At 69.1% G+C, this 20007-nt stretch carries 18 protein-coding genes; all 18 read left to right on the top strand.

Annotated elements, in window-relative coordinates:
* Positions 1-450 (top strand): NADH-quinone oxidoreductase subunit J (locus tag VNW53_RS06335; protein ID WP_325554327.1); only part of this gene is annotated, 450 nt, incomplete at its 5' end.
* The gene (gene nuoK / locus VNW53_RS06330) at positions 447-755 is read left to right on the top strand and encodes an NADH-quinone oxidoreductase subunit NuoK (RefSeq protein ID WP_325554325.1); all 309 of its coding nucleotides are present in this window, start codon (positions 447-449) and stop codon (positions 753-755) included. The genes VNW53_RS06335 and nuoK, both read left to right, overlap by 4 nt.
* Positions 756-757: 2 nt before the next feature.
* Positions 758-2833, top strand: coding sequence for an NADH-quinone oxidoreductase subunit L (nuoL, locus tag VNW53_RS06325; protein WP_325554323.1), 2076 nt, complete (start codon positions 758-760; stop codon positions 2831-2833).
* A gap of 14 nt (positions 2834-2847) precedes the next feature.
* Positions 2848-4332, top strand: a complete 1485-nt coding sequence (locus VNW53_RS06320; RefSeq protein WP_325554322.1) for an NADH-quinone oxidoreductase subunit M — start codon at positions 2848-2850, stop codon at positions 4330-4332.
* An 11-nt stretch (positions 4333-4343) separates the two neighbouring features.
* Positions 4344-5774 carry an NADH-quinone oxidoreductase subunit NuoN gene (gene nuoN / locus VNW53_RS06315; RefSeq protein ID WP_325554320.1) on the top strand — a complete coding sequence of 477 codons (1431 nt, stop codon included), beginning with the start codon at positions 4344-4346 and terminating at the stop codon, positions 5772-5774.
* Position 5775: 1 nt separating this feature from the next.
* Positions 5776-6516 (top strand): biotin--[acetyl-CoA-carboxylase] ligase, encoded by a 741-nt coding sequence (locus VNW53_RS06310; protein WP_325554319.1) that lies wholly within the window; start codon positions 5776-5778, stop codon positions 6514-6516.
* Between the two features lie 3 nt (positions 6517-6519).
* Positions 6520-7299 carry a type III pantothenate kinase gene (locus VNW53_RS06305; RefSeq protein WP_325554318.1) on the top strand — a complete coding sequence of 260 codons (780 nt, stop codon included), beginning with the start codon at positions 6520-6522 and terminating at the stop codon, positions 7297-7299.
* Complete coding sequence (locus VNW53_RS06300) at positions 7300-8982, top strand: ribonuclease J (protein WP_325554316.1); 1683 nt, start codon at positions 7300-7302, stop codon at positions 8980-8982.
* Positions 8983-9044: 62 nt separating this feature from the next.
* A complete protein-coding gene (locus VNW53_RS06295) occupies positions 9045-9638 on the top strand; it encodes a DUF2975 domain-containing protein (protein ID WP_325554314.1) in 594 nt (197 codons plus the stop codon).
* Entirely contained in the window at positions 9638-9874 is a 237-nt protein-coding gene (locus VNW53_RS06290; protein WP_325554313.1) for a helix-turn-helix transcriptional regulator, read from the top strand. Before VNW53_RS06295 ends, VNW53_RS06290 begins: the two co-directional genes overlap by 1 nt.
* A 33-nt stretch (positions 9875-9907) precedes the next feature.
* Positions 9908-10756, top strand: coding sequence for an alpha/beta fold hydrolase (locus VNW53_RS06285; protein ID WP_325554312.1), 849 nt, complete (start codon positions 9908-9910; stop codon positions 10754-10756).
* Positions 10757-10851: 95 nt separating this feature from the next.
* Positions 10852-13161, top strand: coding sequence for a CoA transferase (locus VNW53_RS06280; RefSeq protein WP_325554311.1), 2310 nt, complete (start codon positions 10852-10854; stop codon positions 13159-13161).
* A 42-nt stretch (positions 13162-13203) separates the two neighbouring features.
* Positions 13204-13626, top strand: a complete 423-nt coding sequence (gene mce / locus VNW53_RS06275) for a methylmalonyl-CoA epimerase (protein WP_325554309.1) — start codon at positions 13204-13206, stop codon at positions 13624-13626.
* The gene (locus VNW53_RS06270) at positions 13626-13889 is read left to right on the top strand and encodes a DUF1467 family protein (protein WP_325554308.1); all 264 of its coding nucleotides are present in this window, start codon (positions 13626-13628) and stop codon (positions 13887-13889) included. The genes mce and VNW53_RS06270 overlap by 1 nt, the downstream gene beginning before the upstream one ends.
* A gap of 75 nt (positions 13890-13964) precedes the next feature.
* Positions 13965-15284: a proline--tRNA ligase gene (gene proS / locus VNW53_RS06265; RefSeq protein WP_325554307.1), complete on the top strand. Its 1320-nt coding sequence runs from the start codon at positions 13965-13967 to the stop codon at positions 15282-15284.
* Positions 15285-15430: 146 nt separating this feature from the next.
* Positions 15431-16720, top strand: a complete 1290-nt coding sequence (locus VNW53_RS06260; protein WP_325554306.1) for a lipoprotein-releasing ABC transporter permease subunit — start codon at positions 15431-15433, stop codon at positions 16718-16720.
* Positions 16713-17402: an ABC transporter ATP-binding protein gene (locus tag VNW53_RS06255; RefSeq protein ID WP_325554305.1), complete on the top strand. Its 690-nt coding sequence runs from the start codon at positions 16713-16715 to the stop codon at positions 17400-17402. Before VNW53_RS06260 ends, VNW53_RS06255 begins: the two co-directional genes overlap by 8 nt.
* Before the next feature lie 89 nt (positions 17403-17491).
* Positions 17492-19957, top strand: coding sequence for a PAS domain-containing protein (locus tag VNW53_RS06250; protein ID WP_325554304.1), 2466 nt, complete (start codon positions 17492-17494; stop codon positions 19955-19957).
* Positions 19958-20007 lie beyond the last annotated feature (50 nt).

Here is a 20007-nt window from a genome sequence, read left to right as displayed (position 1 = left end):
GTGGTCTATGTCGGCGCCGTCGCCGTGCTGTTCCTGTTCGTGGTGATGATGCTGGACGTGGATTTCGCCGAGCTGCGGCAGGGCTTCGCCCGCTACATGCCCCTGGGCGGCCTGATCGCCGGCGGCCTGGCCGTCGAGATGATCGTGGTCTCCACCACGGTGGCCACCAAGGGCGCGGCGCGGCTGAACGAGACGCCGATGGCCTCCGGAACCTTGGGGCCGGGCGTGCCGAACGCCGAGGCGATCGGGCGCGTGCTCTATACCCAGTACGTCTACTTCTTCCAGGCGGCGGGCATGGTGCTGCTGGTGGCGATGATCGGGGCCATCGTGCTGACGCTCCGCCACAAGCCCGGCGTGAAACGCCAGATCATCATGGACCAGGTGCTGCGCACCCCGGCCAAGGGCATGCGCATGGTCTCGCCCAGGCCCGGCGAAGGGATCGACGCATGACCATCGGGCTTCCTCACTATCTCGCGGTCGCCGCGATCCTCTTCACCATCGGGGTCTTCGGCATCTTCGTGAACCGCAAGAACATCATCGTTATCCTGATGTCGGTGGAGCTGATCCTGCTCGCCGTGAACATCAACCTGGTGGCCTTCTCGGCCTACCTGGGCAATGTCACCGGGCAGATCTTCGCCATGTTCGTGCTCACCGTCGCGGCCGCCGAGGCCGCCGTGGGCCTGGCGATCCTGGTCACCTTCTTCCGCAACCGCGGCGATATCGCCGTGGACGACGCCTCGATGATGAAGGGCTGAGCATGGACGCCAAGCTCCTCGTCACGATCATTCTCTACGGGCCCCTGCTGGGCGCGACCGTGGCCGGCCTGTTCGGCCGCCGCATCGGCAATACCGCCTCCATGGCGGTGACCACCGGCTTCCTGATGCTGTCGGCGGTGCTGTCCTGGATGGTGTTCAGCCAGTGGACCTGGGGCGGGCTCGAGCCCTTCACCCTGACCTATGCGCCGTTCATCCAGGTGGGCAAGTTCGTCTCCAACTGGTCGTTCCGGCTCGATGGGCTGTCTGCGGTGATGCTGGTGGTGGTGACCACGGTCTCCAGCCTCGTGCACCTCTATAGCTGGGGGTACATGGCCGACGATCCGTCCAAGCCGCGGTTCTTCGCCTACCTGTCGCTGTTCACCTTCGCCATGCTGAGCCTGATCAGCGCGGCCGATTTCATGCAACTGTTCTTCGGTTGGGAAGGCGTGGGCCTGGCGAGCTACCTGCTGATCGGCTTCTGGCACCACAAGCCCACCGCCAACGCCGCGGCGATCAAGGCCTTCGTGGTCAACCGGGTCGGCGACTTCGGCTTCGCGCTGGGCATCATGACCGTCTTCTGGTCGCTGGGTTCGATCCAGTTCGCACAGATATTCCCGCTGGTCGCGGCGCACGCCAACGACACCTGGATGTTCGCGGGCCAGGGCTGGCGGCTGATGGACCTGGCCTGCGCGCTGCTGTTCGTCGGGGCCATGGGCAAGTCGGCGCAGTTCTTCCTGCACACCTGGCTGCCGGACGCCATGGAAGGCCCGACCCCGGTCTCGGCCCTGATCCACGCTGCGACCATGGTGACGGCCGGCGTCTACATGGTCTGCCTGCTGTCGCCGATGTTCGAGTACGCGCCGGTCGCCAAGCACATCGTGGTCGCCATCGGCGCCATCACCGCGCTTTTCGCCGCCACGGTCGGGCTGGTGCAGAACGACATCAAGCGGGTGATCGCCTATTCGACGTGCTCGCAGCTCGGCTACATGTTCATGGCCGCGGGCGTCGGCGCCTACCAGGCCTCGATGTTCCACCTGTTCACCCACGCCTTCTTCAAGGCCCTGCTGTTCCTGGGCGCGGGCTCGGTGATCCACGCCATGGCCCACGAGCAGGACATGCGCCGCTACGGCGGCCTGGCGAAGTACCTGCCGGTGACCTTCGCGGTCATGACCATCGGCACCATCGCCATCACCGGCCTGGGCATTCCCGGGCTCGAGCTGGGCTTCGCCGGCTTCTACTCCAAGGACTCGATCATCCACGCCGCCTGGGCCGCCGGCGCGGCGGGCGATCCGATGGGCTACTTCGCCTTCGTGAACGGGGTCTTCGTGGCCGGCCTGACCGCCTTCTATTCCTGGCGCGTCGCCTTCTTCACCTTCAACGGCCACGCCCGCTGGACGTCGGAGGACCTGGAGCACCACTGGCACAACCGCGACCACGACCACGGTCACGACGACCACGCCAGCGACGCCCAGGCCGAGACCCATTCGGAGCCCGACCACGGCGCGCACAGCCACCTGCCGCACGAGAGCCCCTGGACCATGCGCCTGCCGCTGATCCTGCTCTCCATCGGCGCGATGGCCGCGGGCTTCTTCTTCGTCGAGAAGTTCATCGGCGCCGAGCAGCACGAGTTCTGGCGCGGGGCCATCTTCACGGCTGCGAACAACCAGGTGCTCGCCGAAGGCCACCCGCCAGCCTGGACGGTCTGGGCGCCGCTGGTGGTTTCGATCCTGGGCCTGCTGGTCGCGGCCTACATGTACATCTGGCGCGAGGGCACGGGCGCGCGCCTCGCGGCCCAACGCGGCCCCGTCTACCTGTTCTTCTACAACAAGTGGTTCTTCGACGAGCTCTATGAGGCGACCTTCGTGCGCGCCGCCAAGTTCCTCGGCGACCTGTTCTGGAAGGGCGGCGACCAGAAGCTGATCGACGGCCTCGGCCCCGACGGCGTCAGCGCGGTCTCGATGCAGGTGGGTAAGGGGGCAGGGCGCCTGCAGACCGGCTTCCTCTACCACTACGCCTTCGTGATGCTGCTGGGCGTCGCGGCGATCCTCTCCTACGCCCTCTGGGCCTGGAACGCTTAAGGGAGCGCCCGGAAATGCCCATCCTCTCCCTCATCACCTACGCCCCGCTGCTCGGCGTCGCCGGCATCCTGGCGCTGCGGTTCCTCGGCAAGGCCGACGATCCCAAGGCGATCGAGACCTCCAAGTGGATCGCGCTCGTCACCACGCTCGCGACCCTGGCGCTGTCCGTCCTGCTGGTCGTGCAGTTCAACCCGGCCGAGACCGGCTTCCAGTTCGTCGAGGACGCGCCCTGGTTCGCGGGCCTGCGCTACCACCTGGGCGTGGACGGGATATCCGTCCTCTTCGTGCTGCTGACGGCCTTCCTGATGCCGATCTGTATCGTGGCGTCCTGGAAGTCGATCGAGAAGCGCGTCCTCGAATATATGATCTGTTTCCTGGTGCTCGAGACGCTGGTGATCGGCGTCTTCGTGTCCCTCGACATCGTGCTGTTCTACATCTTCTTCGAGTTCGGCCTGGTGCCGATGTTCCTGATCATCGGCATCTGGGGCGGCCAGCGGCGGGTCTACGCGGCCTTCAAGTTCTTCCTCTACACCCTGCTGGGCTCGGTCCTGATGCTGGCCGCGATCCTGGCCATGATCTCGATCAGCGGCACGAGCTCGATCCCGGTCCTGATGACCTATCACTTCAGCCCCGCGATCCAGACCTGGCTGTGGCTCGCCTTCTTCGCCTCCTTCGCGGTGAAGATGCCCATGTGGCCGGTCCACACCTGGCTGCCCGACGCCCACGTGGAGGCGCCCACGGCGGGCTCGGTGATCCTGGCCGGGATCCTGTTGAAGCTCGGCGGCTACGGCTTCATGCGCTTCAGCCTGCCGATGTTCCCGGCGGCCTCGCACCTCTTCACGCCGCTGATCTTCGCGCTCAGCGTGATCGCCGTGGTCTACACCTCGCTGGTCGCCTTCCGGCAGGTCGATATCAAGAAGCTGATCGCCTACTCGTCGGTGGCCCACATGGGCTTCGTGACCATGGGCATCTTCTCCGGCAACGCCGTTGGCGAACAGGGCGCGCTGTTCCAGATGCTGAGCCACGGAGTGATCTCCGGCGCGCTCTTCCTCTGCGTCGGGGTGGTCTACGACCGCATGCACACCCGCGAGATCGCCTTCTACGGCGGGCTGGTGAACCGCATGCCGTGGTACGCCGCGACCTTCATGCTCTTCACCATGGGCAATGTCGGCCTGCCAGGGACCAGCGGCTTCGTGGGCGAGATCCTGACCATGACCGGGACCTACGGCGTCTCCACCTGGACAGCGATCGTGGCCGCCACCGGGGTGATCTTCTCGGCGGTCTACGCCCTGACGCTTTACCGGCGCGTGGTGTTCGGCACGATCGTCAATCCCAAGCTCGAGACCATCACCGACCTGGACTGGCGCGAGGTGGCGATCTTCGCGCCCCTGATCGCCGCCACCCTGGTGCTGGGCGTGCAGCCCGGCCTCGTCATGAACCTCACCCAGGCCTCCGTGGACCATCTGGTCTCGGCCTACCAAGCGGCCATCGGGGGCTAAGACCTAAAGCCATGACCTTTTCCGCCGACCTGGGCCTGGCCTATCCGGAACTGATCCTCGCGATCGGGGCCCTGGTGCTGCTCGTCGCAGGCGCCTTCGCGCCCAAGGCCTCCCGCGCCGTCGGCTGGGCCGCCATCGCGGTCCTGGCCGCCGCGGCCTACGAGGCCGCCACCGGGCCGTTCGGCAAGGGCTTCTCCGGCGGCCTGATCTCCGACGCCGGCTCGGCCTTCGCCCAGGTGGCGATCTACGCCTCCAGCGCCATCTGCATCCCGCTCGGCCAGCGCTGGTTCGAGCGTCGCGGCGTCGACAACTTCGAGTTCCCGGTGCTGATCGTGCTGGCCGCGCTCGGCATGGGGATGATGGTCTCGGCCGGCGACCTGATCTCGCTCTACGTCGGCGTCGAGCTGCATTCGCTCGCCCTCTACGTCCTGGCCGCCATGCACCGCGACAACGCCCGCGCCTCGGAGGCCGGCCTGAAGTACTTCGTGCTGGGCGCGCTCTCCTCGGGCCTGCTGCTCTATGGCGCGAGCCTGGTCTACGGCTTCGCCGGCTCGACCCTCTTCAGCGACATCGCCGCGGCCGTGCACAACGGCGCTTCGACCGGCGTGCTGTTCGGGCTCGTCTTCCTGATCTGCGGCCTGGCCTTCAAGGTCTCCGCCGCGCCGTTCCACATGTGGACGCCGGACGTCTACGAAGGCGCGCCGACCCCGGTCGTCGCCTTCTTCGCCGCCGCGCCGAAGCTCGCCGCCATGGTGCTGTTCGCCCGCCTGCTGGGCCAGGGCTTCGGCGGGGCGATGATCCAGTGGCAGCAGGTGCTGGTGGCCCTGGGCCTGATCTCCATCGCCGTCGGCGCCTTCGCGGGCCTGGCGCAGCGGAACCTGAAGCGCCTGTGGGCCTATTCCTCCATCGCCAACGTCGGCTACGCGATCATCGGCCTCTCCGCCGGCAGCGCCGAGGGCGTGCAGTCGATGCTGACCTTCATGGTCCTCTACATGGTCGACGTGACCGGCTTCTTCGCCTGCCTGGCGGCGCTCAAGCGCCAGGGCCGCGACATGGAGACCATCGACGACATGGCGGGCCTCTTCCGCGAGCAGCCGGGCATCGCGCTCGCCATGACCGCCTTCTCGCTCTCGGCGCTCGGCCTGCCGCCGTTCTCCGGCTTCTGGGCCAAGGTGTTCGTGTTCAAGGCCGCGCTCGCCGCCGGCCTACCGATCGCCGCGGTGCTGGGCCTGGTCGGCTCCGTGGTGGCGGCCTTCTACTATCTGCGCCTGATCAAGGTGATGTGGTTCGACGGCTCGGTCGGGGCGACCGACACGCCGCCGGTCGAGGCGCGTCTCATCGGCATGGGCCTGGCGCTGTTCTCCTTCCCGGTCGTGCTCGGCGCGCTCATCTGGATCTATCCGGCCGCCGGCCGCGCCGCCCACGCCTTCGGCCTGGCCTAGCTTGTCCGATCACCCCCCGATCGAGGCCTACGCCGAGATCGACTCGACCAATGCCGAGGCGCGCCGCCGCGCCGAGGCGGGGAGCGCCGGTCCCGTCTGGATCACCGCCGGGCGCCAGACCGCCGGCCGAGGGCGCCGAGGCCGGGCCTGGTCCACCGAGACCGGCAACCTCGCCGCCACCCTGCTGACCACGACCGATCTGCCCGCGGCCGAGGCGGCGCAGCTTTCGTTCGTCGCGGCGCTGGCGGCCTGCGACCTGGCCGACACCTGCCTCGGCGCAGGCGCGGCGCGGCTGAAATGGCCCAACGACGTGCTCGTGTTCGGCCGCAAGGCCGTGGGCATCCTGGTGGAGTCCGGCGCGCGGCCGGACGGGCGGCTGTGGCTGGCGGTCGGCATCGGCGTCAACCTGGCCCATGCGCCGCACGACACCGAGCGGCCGGCGACGTCCTTCGCCGAGCACATGGCCGGCCCGCCGCCGAAGCCGCTGGACGCCCTGGAGGTGCTCGCCGGCCGGTTCGAATCCTGGCGCAAGCTGTGGGTGACACAGGGTTTTCCGCCCATCGCGGAGGGCTGGACCGCGCGCGCCCACGGGCTGGGCGAACGGTGCGAGGCGCGGCTGCCCAACCGCACCCTTTCCGGCGTAGCCGAGGGCATGGATCCGGACGGCGCGCTACGGCTACGGCTGGACGACGGGGCCCTTGAGCGCGTAACGGCGGGCGACGTTTTCTTCGGGGAGCCTTGAGCCATGCTGCTGGCCATCGAGCAAGGCAACACCAACACGCTGTTCGCGGTCCACGACGGCAAGCAGTGGATCGCCCAGTGGCGCTCGGCGACCCACTCCACCCGCACCGCCGACGAATACGCCGTCTGGCTGTCCCAGCTCCTGGCCATGGCCGGGCTGCAGCTCGGCGTCTTCGACGGCTGCATCGTCTCCAGCGTCGTGCCGCAGTCGATCTTCAACCTGCGTAACCTGGCGCGGCGCTACCTGAAGGTGGAGCCCCTGGTGATCGGCGAGAACGTCGACCTCGGCATCGAGGTGCGGATCGAAAAGCCCTCCGAGGCCGGCGCCGACCGCCTGGTCAACGCCATCGGCGCCCACATGGTCTATCCCGGCGACCTGATCGTCATCGACAGCGGCACCGCCACCACCTTCGACGTGATCGCCACGGACGGCGGCATGGAAGGCTGCGCCATCGCGCCGGGGATCAACCTGTCCATGGAAGCCCTGCACCAGGCGGCGGCCAAATTGCCCCGCGTGGCCATCCAGCGCCCCAAGGGCAACACCGCCATCGGCAAGGATACGGTGGCCGCCATGCAGTCGGGGGTCTATTGGGGCTATATCGCCCTGATCGAGGGGCTGGTGGCGCGGATCAAGACGGAGTGGGGCAAGCCCATGACCGTCGTCGGAACCGGCGGCGTCGCCTCGCTTTTCCATGGCGCGACAGCGGCTATCGACCACTTCGACCCGGATCTGACGATCCGCGGCATGCTCGAGATCTACCGCCGGAACACGGCGAAGGCGTAAATGGCAAAATCCTCCAAAGACGACGAGCTCGTCTTCCTGCCGCTGGGCGGGTCGAACGAGATCGGGATGAACTTCAATCTCTACGGCTTCGGGCCGCCGCACGACCGCAAGTGGATCGTGGTCGACCTGGGGATAACCTTCGGCGACCAGACCACGCCGGGCGTCGAGGTGATCCTGCCGGACCCGACCTTCATGGAGGAGAACGCCGACCGCCTGCTGGGCATCGTGCTGACCCATGCCCACGAGGACCATATCGGCGCGGTCGCCTGGCTCTGGCCCCGGTTCAAGGCCCCGATCTTCGCCACGCCCTTCACGGCCTTCATCCTGCGCGAGAAGCTGCGGGAAGCGGGCCTGCTGGACGAGGCCGAGATCACCATCGTGCCGTTGGGCGGCAAGATATCGCTGGGCCCGTTCGAGCTGGAGCTGATCACGCTCACCCACTCGATCCCCGAGCCCAACGGCCTGGCCATCCGCACGCCGCTGGGGACCATCCTGCACACCGGCGACTGGAAGATCGACCCGGACCCGCTGCTGGGCGCCGTCACCGACCAGGACGCCATCCGCCGCCTCGGCGACGAAGGCGTGCTGGCCATGGTCTGCGACTCGACCAACGTCTTCGTGGACGGCCACGCCGGCTCGGAGGCCGAAGTCCGCGACACCCTCATCCCGCTGATCGGCACGCTCAAGGGCAAGGTCGCGGTGGCCTGCTTCGCCTCCAACGTGGCGCGGATGGACTCGATCGCCCGCGCCGCCGAGGCCAACGGGCGACGCGTCTGCCTGGCCGGGCGCTCGATGCACCGGATGTCGGCGGCGGCGAAGTCGGTCGGCCTGATGCAGGGCCTGCAGCCGTTCCTCGACGATAGCGACGCCAAGAAGTTCCCGCCGGACAAGGTGCTGTTCCTCTGCACTGGCAGCCAGGGGGAGGGCCGTGCGGCCCTGTCGCGGATCGCCGACGGCACCCACCCGCACGTCAGCCTGGGCGCGGGCGACGCCTGCATCTTCTCCAGCCGCGTGATCCCGGGCAACGAGATCCCGATCCGCAACCTGCAGGACCGCCTGGCCGACCGCGGGGTGCGGCTCTACACTGAGCGCGACCATCCCGGCATCCACGTGAGCGGCCACCCCTGCCGCGACGAACTGGCGGAGATGTACCGCTGGGCCCGGCCGGAGATCTCGGTCCCCACCCACGGCGAGCGCCGCCACCTGCTGGAGCACGCCGCCTTCGCCCGCGATCTGCAGGTCCCGCAGCAGGTGACGCCGCGCAACGGCGACATGGTGCGCCTGGCGCCCGGCCGCGCGGCCATCGTCGACGAGGTTCCGGCCGGCCGGCTCTATGTCGACGGTGGCATGGTGACGGCGGAGAACGGCGATGCGCTCCGCGAACGCCGCCACGCGGCCTCCAACGGCATGCTGGCGGTCTCCGTCGTCCTGGACGGCAACAGTCGCATCGCCTCGGGCCCGCAGGTCCGCGCGCTCGGCCTGCCGTCGGAGCCGGGCTATTCGCTGGACGATATCCTCGACGACCTGGCCGACGAAGCCGAACAGGCGATCGCGCGCCTGAAGGGCGCCCAGCGCGATGTCGACGAGGACGTGGAAGCCGCCATCTCGCGGACCATCAAGAAGGCCAGCCAGCGCATCTGGGGCCGCCGTCCCGTGGTGGAGACGACGGTGTTGAGGCTTTGATTATCGTTTGACAGAAATAAATTAACGCGAGACGCTGCGGTCATCCTTCGAGGGAGACCGCAATGGCGTCTGTCGTCGATATCGCCCCGCCGCGTCCGGCGGCCACGCCCAGCTTCCGCAAGATCCGCACCGCCAGCCGCGGGTTCGAGCTGTTGTTCGCGGGCCTGTTCGCGGCCTTCATCGGGCTCGCGATCTTCAGCCTCTGGATCCTCTTCTTCTACCAAGGAACGATGATCGCGGTCGGACCGCGCGGCGGGATCGTCACGACGGCCCCGCTGCCGCCGGACTTCACGCCCTTCTACAGGTGGAGCCTCGACCAGAGGCTGGTCTATGCGGTCGACGTGATCGTCCGGGCCATCCCCACGATCTGCCTCTTCGGCGCCTTGCGCTCGCTGTTCCGGCTGTACGGCCAGGGCCAGGTGTTCAGCGACCGCACGGCAAGGCTGATCCAGGCCATGGGCGTCTGCCTGATCGCCGACGCCGCAGCGCCGTTCCTTTGCCATCTGGCGCTCAGCGCCACGGGCTACGAGATCGACAAGCTGTGGGCCCATATGGCCGCGCTGCAGGAACTGGTGCTGGGCGCCGTGGTGTTCGTCATCGCGCTAGTCATGCAGGCGGGCCACGAAATCGAGCAGGACCGCGAGGGGTTCGTCTGATGGCCATCGTGATCCGCCTCGACGTGATGATGGCCCGGCGCAAGGTGCGCTCCAACGTGCTCGCCCGCGCCATCGGCATCACCGAGGCCAACCTCTCCCTGCTCAAGTCCGGCAAGGTGAAGGGCCTGCGGTTCTCCACCCTGGAGGCCATCTGCCGGGTGCTGGAGTGCCAGCCGGGCGACCTGTTGGAATTCGTGCCTGACGAGGGCGCCGAAGCGCTCCGACAGGCAAGCTGACCACCCTGACGACGGAACGAAGGAGAACGACCGATGATCAGGCGAATGACGGCGCTTGCCTGCGCCTTGGCCCTGAGCGCCTCCGTCGCGCGCGCGGCCATGGTCGATGTGGACGGCGGCCAGCTCTACTACGAGACCTGCGGCGCAGGCCCACAGGCCGTCGTCCTGATCCATGACGGGGTGATCAACTCCGCCAGCTTCGACGACATGTGGCCGATCCTCTGCCGGGATTTCCGGGTCGTGCGCTATGACCGCCGCGGCTACGGCAAGTCGCCGGCCGCCAAGGCGCCCTATTCGCCGCAGGAAGACCTGGCGGCGGTGATGGCGGCGGCGAAGATGGATCACGCGAGCCTCGCCGGGTTCTCCTTCGGCGGCGGGTTGGCGGTCTCCTACGCCATCCTGCATCCCGAGCAGGTGGACCGCCTGATCATTTCCGGCGCGGCGATCAACGGCTTCCAGCCGACCAAGAACTTCCGCGACCACATCACGCACGTCATGCTGCCGATGATCATCGGGAACTTCGACGCGGTGATCGCCAACGCGTCGAAGGAGACCTGGATCATGGCGCCCGGCCATGACGCGGCGCGGGCGAAGATCGCGGCGCTCATCAAGGCCAGCCCGCAGGACCTGCGCCACCAGACGCACGACCCGATCAAGGGCTGGTCCTCGGACCTGCCGCGCATGCCGGGCCTGAACGTCCCGACGCTGATCATGACCGGCGACCACGACATCGCCGACAACCAGGCCGCGTCGGGCGCCGCCCAGGCGCTGATCCCGGGGTCGCGCCGGATCGTGGTGGAAGACGCCGGCCATCTGATGCAGCTCGAGCATCCGAAGGAGGTCGCCGAACTGATCGCCGATTTCGTGCGCAAGGGCCGGTAGTCGGAGGCGCTTGCAGAGGGCCGCGCGGGCGGCTTTCATGGCCCGAGGCGAGACGCGGGAACCGCGCCGCTTGAAACGGTCAGGGAGGCCGCCAGTTGTCCGCCTATCGCGGCGTCCGCATCGCCGATTTCAGCCAGGGCGTCGCCGGTCCGATGGCGGCCATGCTGCTGGGCGACTTCGAGGCCGAGGTGGTCAAGGTCGAGCCGCCGGGCGGCGAACGGGGCAGGGACCATCCCGGCTACCACGCCTTCAACCGCAACAAGCAGGTCCTGACCCTGGACCTTGCGACGCCGCGGGGGCTCGCCGCCGCGCGCGAGTTGATCGCCGGGGCCGACGTCGCCTTGTTCAGCGATCCGCCGGGCCATCTTGAGGCGCTGGGGCTGGACGCCGCCAGCCTGACGGCGGCGCACCCGGGCCTGGTCCACGCCTGGATGCCGCCCTATGGCGTGCGCGGCGAGTGGAGCCGCCTTCCGCCCTGCCACAGCCTGCTCACCGCCCTGTCCGGAGTGGCCTTCCGCCAAGGCGCCTATGGCGACCAGCCGGTGCATCTGGTCATGCCGGTGATCTGGTACGGCCAGGGCGTGCTGGGCGCCTCGGCGATCGGCGCGGCCCTGCTGGAGCGCGGCCGCAGCGGCAAGGGTCAGGCGGTCGTGGTCAGCGGCCTGAACGCGCTGTCCGAGGTGTCCGGACCGGTGCGGGTGCTGGAGGCGCCGCCGTTGCCGCGCGGCCAGCCGCTGGGCGCCTCGCCCAGCTATCGCCTCTACCGGTGCGGCGACGGCCAGTGGTTCTTCCTGGGGACGCTGTTCGCCAACTTCTACCTGAAGGCTTTCGAGGCCATCGGCATCGCCGATCGCTGGGAAGAGCTGGCGGTCGATCCGCTCCGCGCCCGCGACGTGCTCGAGGCCGTCTTCGCCAGCCGGCCGCGCGGCGAGTGGCTACAGGTCCTGCAGGGCCACGGCGTTCCCTGCGCCCCGGTGGGGTCCCGCGAGGCCTGGTTCGCCGGAGAGGCGGTGGCGCAGGGCGGCCTGCGCCAGGTCTTCGCGCACCCGACGCTGGGCGAGGTGGCGATCCCCGCGCCGCCGGCCCGCCTGTGTGGGACGCCCGGCAGCATCCGCGGCCTGGCGCGGCCCATCGCCACGGCGCCCGCCTGGACGCCTCGCCCGCCGCCGCGGCCGAACGGCGAGGGCGAGGCCGCCTCGCCGCTGGAGGGCGTGCGGGTGCTGGACCTGGGCACGGTGATCGCCGGCGCCCACGCCGGCGGCGTGCTGGCCAACCTCGGCGCCGACGTCATCAAGATCGAGCCGGCGGAGGGAGATCCGTTCCGCAGCGATGGGGGCGGCTTCATGGCCTACAACCGCGGCAAGCGCGGCCTGGGCCTGGACCTCAAGCAGCCGGCCGCGAGGGAGCTGTTCTACGACCTGGTCCGCCAGGCTGACGTGGTGCTGGACAACTACCGCTTCGGGGTCCGCGCGCGTCTGGGCATCGACTATGCGACGCTCAGGGGCGTCAATCCGCGGATCATTTCCTGCTCGATCAACGCCTATGGCGACCAGGGCCCGCGCGCGACCCTGCCGGGGTTCGATCCCCTGTTGCAGGCCGAGGGCGGGATGCAAGCCGCGCAAGGCGGAGACGACGAGCCGATCCTGCACACCATCCCGGTCAATGACGTAGCCACAGCCGCCGTCGTCTCCATGGCCGTGGTCGCCGCCCTCAACGCGCGCGAACGCACCGGCGAGGGCCAGGAAATCCTCACCAGCCTGATGGCCCAGAGCCTGACCTTCCAACTGGCCGAGGTGGTGGCCTACGAAGGCCGTGCGCCCAACGACCTCGGCGGCCGCGACTACCTGGGGCCGCGGGCGCTGCATCGGTTCTACGCCTGCGACGACGGCTGGCTGGCGCTCGCCTGCGAGACGAGAGAGGCCGCCGAGGCGCTGGGCCAGGTGTTGGGGGTCGAATTGGGCCCCGATCCCCTGGCCGCGCCGCGCGCCGGCGCGCTCGCCGGGGCCATCGCCGCCGCGCTCGCTCACCGCGCGCGCGACGAGGCCGTCCAGGACCTGCTGGCCGCCGGGGTGGCGGCCGCACCGGCTCTGCGTGCGGCGGAGCCGCTGGAGAGCGCCTGGCTCTGGGAGAACGGGACCCTGGAGCGATGGCGCCACCCGCGCCTGGGCGACATCGTCGGCGTGCGCAGCTATGCCGACTTCTCCCGCACGCCGGCGGGCTTTCAGCATCCGACGCCGGACCTGGGCGAGCACTCCAACGCGCTGCTGGCCGAGTTTGGGGTCAGCCCCGAGCGGATCGCCGCCCTGATGGCCGCCGGCGCGGTCTTCGAGCCGGCCCACGTCGCCCCGCACCTGGCCAAGTCGGCGCGCACCGGCAACGACAACGCCGCGCTGTCGGTGCAGTAACCAGCACTGGAGGGGTAGGGCGCACCCGGCTATACCCCCCGGATGATCGGCAAATTGAACCACGTGGGCGTCGCCACGCCGTCCATCGAAGCCTCGGTGAAGATGTACCGCGAGATGCTGGGCGCCACCGACTTCTCCGAGGCCTTCTCCATGCCGGAGCAGGGCGTCTGGGTCTGTTTCGTCAACCTGCCCAATAGCCAGATCGAGCTGATCGAGCCGATCGACGACAGCTCTCCGATCACCGCCTTCCTGGCCAAGAACCCCAAGGGCGGCCAGCATCACGTCTGTTTCGAGGTTCCCGACATCATCGCCGCCCGCGACGACATGGCCGCCAAGGGTGCGACGGTGCTGAACGGCGGGACACCGCGCATCGGCGCCCACGGCGTTCCGGTGATCTTCGTGCACCCCAAGGACATGGGGGGCGTCCTTGTGGAACTGATGCAAACCCCGAAGGACGCGCACTGATGGGCGGCCCGATCACCCTCGTCGCCGTCTACCTGACCATCTGGTGGACCGTGCTCTTCGCCATCCTGCCGATCGGCGTGCAGAGCCGCGCCGACGCGGGCCTGCCCAACGACGGCTCGGACCCCGGCGCGCCGGTGGACCCCAAGTTGAAGCGCAAGTTCATCACCACGACCTGGGTCTCGGCGATCGTCTTCGCCATCCTGTGGCTGGTGATCCACTTCAAGCTGATCGACCTGTCGCGCCTGCCCGGCCCGCATAGCTGAACGGGTTTGCCAACGCCCTCGGGCGAAGGCTATCAGAGCCCTCCGCCTGCGGTTCTGTTGGAAAGTTTCTCGATCATGCGCCTGTCGCGCTACTTCATGCCCACGCTGCGCGACGCGCCCGCCGACGCCCAGATCGTCTCCCACCAGCTCATGCTGCGCGCCGGCATGATCCGCCAGGAGGCCGCCGGCATCTACGCCTGGCTGCCGCTGGGCCTGAAGGTGCTGAAGAAGATCGAGCAGATCGTCCGCGAGGAGATGGACCGGGCCGGGGCGATCGAAGTCCTGTTGCCGACCCTGCAACTCGCCGACCTGTGGCGCGAGAGCGGCCGCTACGACGACTACGGCGACGAGATGCTGCGCATCAAGGACCGCCACGACCGCGACCTGCTCTATGGGCCGACCGCAGAGGAGGTGATCACCGAGATTTTCCGGGCGTATGTGAAGTCCTACAAGGACTTGCCGAAGAATCTTTACAACATCCAGTGGAAGTTCCGCGATGAGCGGCGGCCCCGCTTCGGGGTCATGCGCGGCCGCGAATTCCTGATGAAGGATGCCTACAGCTTCGACATCGACGAGGCGGCGGCGCGCAAATCCTACAACCGCATGTTCCTGGCCTATCTGAACATCTATGCGCGGCTGGGCCTCAAGGCGATCCCGGTGAAGGCCGATCCCGGCCCGATCGGCGGCGACCTCTCCCACGAGTTCATCATCCTGGCCGACACCGGGGAGAGCGAGGTCTTCGCGCACGGCGATCTGGTGGAGATGGGCGCGCCCGGCCCCGACATCGACTGGGACGGCGACCTGGAGCCGCTGGTCGCCCAGCGCGCGCGCCTCTACGCGGCGAGCGATGAGATGCACGACCCGGCGCGCTTCGAGGTCGAGGTCCCGGCCGACAAGCGGATGACCGCGCGCGGCATCGAGGTCGGCCACATTTTCTACTTCGGGGAGAAGTACTCGAAGCCGATGAAGGCCCTGGTCACCGGCCCCGACGGCAAGGACGCCCCGATCCACGGCGGCTCCTACGGCGTGGGCGTCTCGCGCCTGGTCGCCGGGATCATCGAGGCCAGCCACGACGAGGCCGGGATCATCTGGCCGGACGCCGTGGCCCCCTTCGGCGTGGCCGTGGTCAACCTGCGCCCCGGCGCGGCGGAGGTCGATGCGGTGGCCGAGCAGGCCTACAAGGCGCTCACCGAGCTCGGCAAGGAGCCGCTGCTGGACGACCGCGACGACCGGCCGGGCGCCAAGTTCGCCTCCATCGACCTGGTGGGCATCCCCTGGCAGCTCATCGTCGGGCCCAAGGGCGTGGCCGACGGCGTCGTCGAGATCAAGCGCCGCGCCACCGGCGAGCGCCAGACCCTGCCGCTGGATCAGGCTCTGAAGGTGATCTCAGGGTGAACCGAGGCTTTGCGCCCAAAACCTCCCCCGTTTCAACGGGCGAGGGGGACCACGAAGTGGTGGAGGGGGCGCTGCTGGCGCAGGGCCCCAACGCCCCCTCCGTCAGCTCCGCTGACACCTCCCCCGCAAGCGGGTGAGGTTTTCCGATGAGTGAACTCGCCTCGACACGGGCGGCCCCCTTCGGCCTGTGGGAGCGGATGCTGGCCGGGCGCTATCTGCGCGCCAAGCGCAGCGAGGGCGGCGTCGCCCTGATCTCGATCATCTCCTTCACCGGCGTCACCCTGGCGGTGGCGATCCTGATCATCGTCATGTCGGTGATGAACGGCTTCCGCGCCGAGCTCCTGGGCAAGATCCTGGGCTTCAACGGCCACGTCTTCGTCACCGGCGGCCTGCTGGACAACGCCCGGATGCGCGACGCCGCGGTCGAGAAGATCGCCAAGGTGCCCGGCGTCACCCAGGCCTTCCCGGTGATCGACGCCCAGGCCATCGCGCTCGGGCCCAGCCAGGTCACCGGCGCCATGGTGCGCGGCCTGTCGCCAAAGGACCTCGCGGCCACGCGGATCGTCGCGGGCAACCTCACGAGCGGCGACATCAAGGGCTTCGGCCAGGGTCCCTACGGCGGCGACATGGTGGTGGTGGGCGCCCGCCTGGCCGACCAGCTTGGCGTCAGGCCCGGCGACAACATCACGCTCATCTCGCCCTCGGGCGGCGCCACGGCCTTCGGCGGCACGCCCCTGCAGAAGGCCTATGTGGTCGGCGCGACCTTCACCGCCGGCATGAGCCAGTACGACCAAGCCTACATCTTCATGCCGCTCGAACAGGCGCAACTGTTCTTCGGGCGCGAAGGTACGGTCGACGCCATCGAGATCCGCGTCGCCGACCCCGACAAGGCGCCGGCGCTCAAGGCCGCGATCGGCCGCGCGGCCGGCCCCACGGCGCTGGTGGCGGACTGGACGCAGCGCGACGCTTCCTACTGGGGCGCCCTGAAGGTCGAGCGCAACGTCATGCGCCTGATCCTGATGATGCTGGTGGTGATCGCCGCCATGAACATCATCTCGGGCCTGGTCATGCTGGTGAAGAACAAGGGGCGCGACATCGCGATCCTGCGCACCATCGGGGCGGGGCAGGGCTCGATCATGCGGATCTTCTTCATGGCCGGGGCGGCGATCGGAGCCGCGGGCACCCTGGCCGGCCTGGCGCTCGGCGTGCTGATCTCGGTCTACATCGACCCGATCCAGAGCTTCGTGGAATGGGCCACGGGCCAGCAGGTGTTCGCCTCGGACGTCTATTTCCTGTCTCGCCTCCCGGCCAAGGTCGACTGGGTCGAGGTCGCGGTCATCGTGGCCTTCTCGCTGGTCATGTCCATGGTCTGGACCCTGCCGCCGGCCTGGCGCGCCTCGCGCCTCGATCCGGTGGAGGCGCTTCGCTATGAGTGAGCCGGTCCTGTCGATCCGCGGCCTGGAGCGGTCCTATGTGACCGGGGCGGGGACGCTGACGGTCCTGCGCGGCGCGGACCTCGACGTCATGCCCGGGGAGATCGTGGGACTGATCGGGCCGTCGGGGTCGGGCAAGTCGTCGCTGCTGCACGCCGCGGGCCTGCTGGAGCACCCCAACGCCGGGCGGATCACCATCGAGGGCCGCGACTGCTCCGACCTGCCGGACCGCGACCGCACGCGGGTGCGACTGGCGACCATCGGCTTCGTCTACCAGTTCCACCACCTGCTGCCGGAGTTCACGGCCCTCGACAACGTGGCCCTGCCGCTGATGATCGCCGGGGTCCCGCGGGCCAAGGCCCAGGCCCGCGCCGCCGAGCTGCTCGGCGAACTGGGCCTGACCGGCCGCGTCGGGCACCAGCCGGCCCAGATGTCCGGCGGCGAGCAGCAGCGGGTCGCCGTCGCCCGGGCGCTCGCCAATTCGCCGCGCCTCCTGCTGGCCGACGAGCCCACCGGCAACCTCGATCCGCACACCTCCACGGCGGTGTTCGAGAACCTCTACAACCTGGCCCGCCGGACCGGCGTCGCCGCCGTGGTCGCCACCCACAACCTGGAACTGGCCCGGCACATGGACCGCGTCTTCGCCCTCAAGGACGGGCATCTCGAGCCGCAGGCGGCGCCATAGCCGGGCCTGGCGCCGGGAACCCGGATGACCCACCGGAATTAGGGTTCCGGGGCGCGCCGTCTTCCTGGGCGCGTGGAGGGATCTCTGGGTTGGCGGGCAGCATCACCTTGGACGTGGCGGAGCCGGCCGGGTTCCTGGAGGGCGGCGGCGAGCTCGGCCGGCTGATCGCCGGCCACGACTGGTCCGCATCGCTCGGTCCCTTGGCGGCCTGGCCCGAGAGCCTGAAGACCACGGTCGGCATCGTCCTGCACTCGCAGGTCCCCATCGTGCTCCTCTGGGGGCCCGACGGGATCATGATCTACAACGACGCCTATTCGGTGTTCGCCGCGAGACGGCACCCGGGGCTCCTCGGCGCCAAGGTCCGCGAGGGGTGGCCGGAGGTCACCGACTTCAACGACAACGTCATGAGCGTCGGGCTGGCGGGCGGCACGCTGGCCTATCGGGATCAGGAGCTCACCCTCTACCGGTCGGGCCGGGCCGAGCAGGTCTGGATGAACCTCGACTATTCGCCGGTCATCGACGAGAGCGGCCGGCCGGGCGGCGTCATCGCCATCGTCGTGGAGACGACCGACCGCGTCCTGGCCGACCGGCGCGCGGCCGCGGAGCAGGCGCGGCAACGGCAACTGTTCACTCAGATGCCTGGCTTCGTCGGGGTCCTGACCGGCCCGCAGCACGTCTACGAATACGTCAACGACGCCTACATCGCGATCGCCGGGCGCAGCGACTTCGTCGGCCGCACGGTCCGGGAGGCGCTTCCCGAGCTGGAGGGCCAGGGCTTCTACGAGCTTCTGGACCAGGTCTACGCGACCGGCGAGCGCGTGGTCGCCCGAGGCATGGAATTACGACTGCAGGGGAGCGCCGAGGTCCAGTACATCGACTTCGTCTTCGAGCCGATCCGCGACGACGTGGGCCAGGTCAGCGGCATCTTCATCGGCGGCTACGAGGTCACCGAGGTCCATCGCGCCGCCGCCGCCGCCAGCGCCAGCGAGGCCCGCCTGCGCGAAATGAACGCCGAGCTGGAGCGCAAGGTGATCGAGCGCACCCAGGCGCGGGGGCGCACCTGGCAGGTCAGTCCCGACCTGATGGGCGCGCTCAATTCGACCGGCTATTTCGAGACGTCGAACCCGGCCTGGAAGTCGATGCTCGGCTGGTCCGAGGAGGAGGTGGCCTCCATGTCCATCTGGGAGCTGCTGCATCCCGACGATCTTGAAAGGACGCGCGAGGGCTTCGCCCTCACCCAGATCGGCCAACCGGCCATCCGGTTTCCCAACCGCTACCGCTGCAAGGACGGCGGCTATCGGTGGATCTCCTGGGTCGGGGTGCCGGAAGACGGCATGGTCTATTGCACCGGCCGCGACATCACCGAGGAGAAGACGGCCGAGGCCGAACTGGCCGCCGCCCAGGACGCTCTTCGCCAGTCGCAGAAGATGGAGGCGGTGGGCCAGCTCACGGGCGGGCTGGCGCACGACTTCAACAACCTCCTCGCCGGCATCAGCGGAAGCCTGGAGATGGTCGACAAGCGGCTGGGCGAGGGCCGCATCGGCGACGTCGAACGCTATGTGGCCGCGGCCCAGTCGAGCGCCCGGCGCGCGGCGGCCCTGACGCAGCGGCTGCTGGCGTTCTCGCGCCGCCAGACGCTCGATCCGCGCCCCACCGACCTGAACCGCCTCATCGCCGGCATGGAGGACCTGATCCGCCGGACCGTCGGCCCAACGGTCGAGGTCGAGGTGGTCGGCTCCGGCGGCCTGTGGCTGACGCGGATCGACCGTTCGCAACTGGAAAACGCGCTCCTCAACCTGTGCCTCAACGGGCGCGACGCCATGGAGCCGCAGGGCGGGAGGCTGACGATCGAGACCGCCAACAAGTGGCTCGACGCCCGGGCCGCCAAGGCGCGCGAGCTTTCGCCCGGGCAGTATGTCTCGCTTTCCGTGACCGACACCGGCGCCGGCATCCCGCAGGATGTCATCTTGCGCATCTTCGACCCGTTCTTCACCACCAAGCCGCTGGGGCAGGGCACAGGTCTCGGCCTGTCCATGACCTACGGCTTCGTGCGTCAGTCCGGCGGCCAGGTCCGGGTCTATTCGGAGGTCGGGAAGGGGACGACCATGTGCCTCTACCTGCCGCGCTTCGCCGGCGACGCCGAAGCGGTCGAGGACGAACTCGCGCCCGTGGCCATCCAGCCGGGCTCAGGCGAAACGGTGCTGGTGATCGACGACGAGCCCACGGTGCGGATGCTGATCGTGGAGGTCCTGGAGGAGAATGGCTACGCCGCGATCCAGGCGGTCGACGGCGCGACCGGCCTGAAGGTTCTGCAGTCCGACGCCCGCATCGACCTGCTGATCACCGACGTCGGCCTGCCCGGGGGCCTGAACGGCCGGCAGGTGGCCGACGCCGCCCGCCTGACCCGCGCCGACCTGAAGGTGCTGTTCATCACCGGCTATGCGGAGAACGCGGTCGTGGGCAACGGCCACCTGGACCCCGGCATGGAGGTGATCACCAAGCCGTTCGGCATGGCCAACCTGGGCGCCAAGATCCGCAGCCTGATCGAGAGCTGACCGGCCCCAGGCGGGGCGCGCCATGACGGGCGGCCAGGCGGCGTAACGCC

It is taken from the genome of Phenylobacterium sp., assembly GCF_035569475.1.
Taxonomy (GTDB): Bacteria; Pseudomonadota; Alphaproteobacteria; order Caulobacterales; family Caulobacteraceae; genus Phenylobacterium.
The sequence above is the reverse complement of the archived record's forward strand: the minus strand, read 5'-3'. Positions and strand labels throughout refer to the sequence as shown.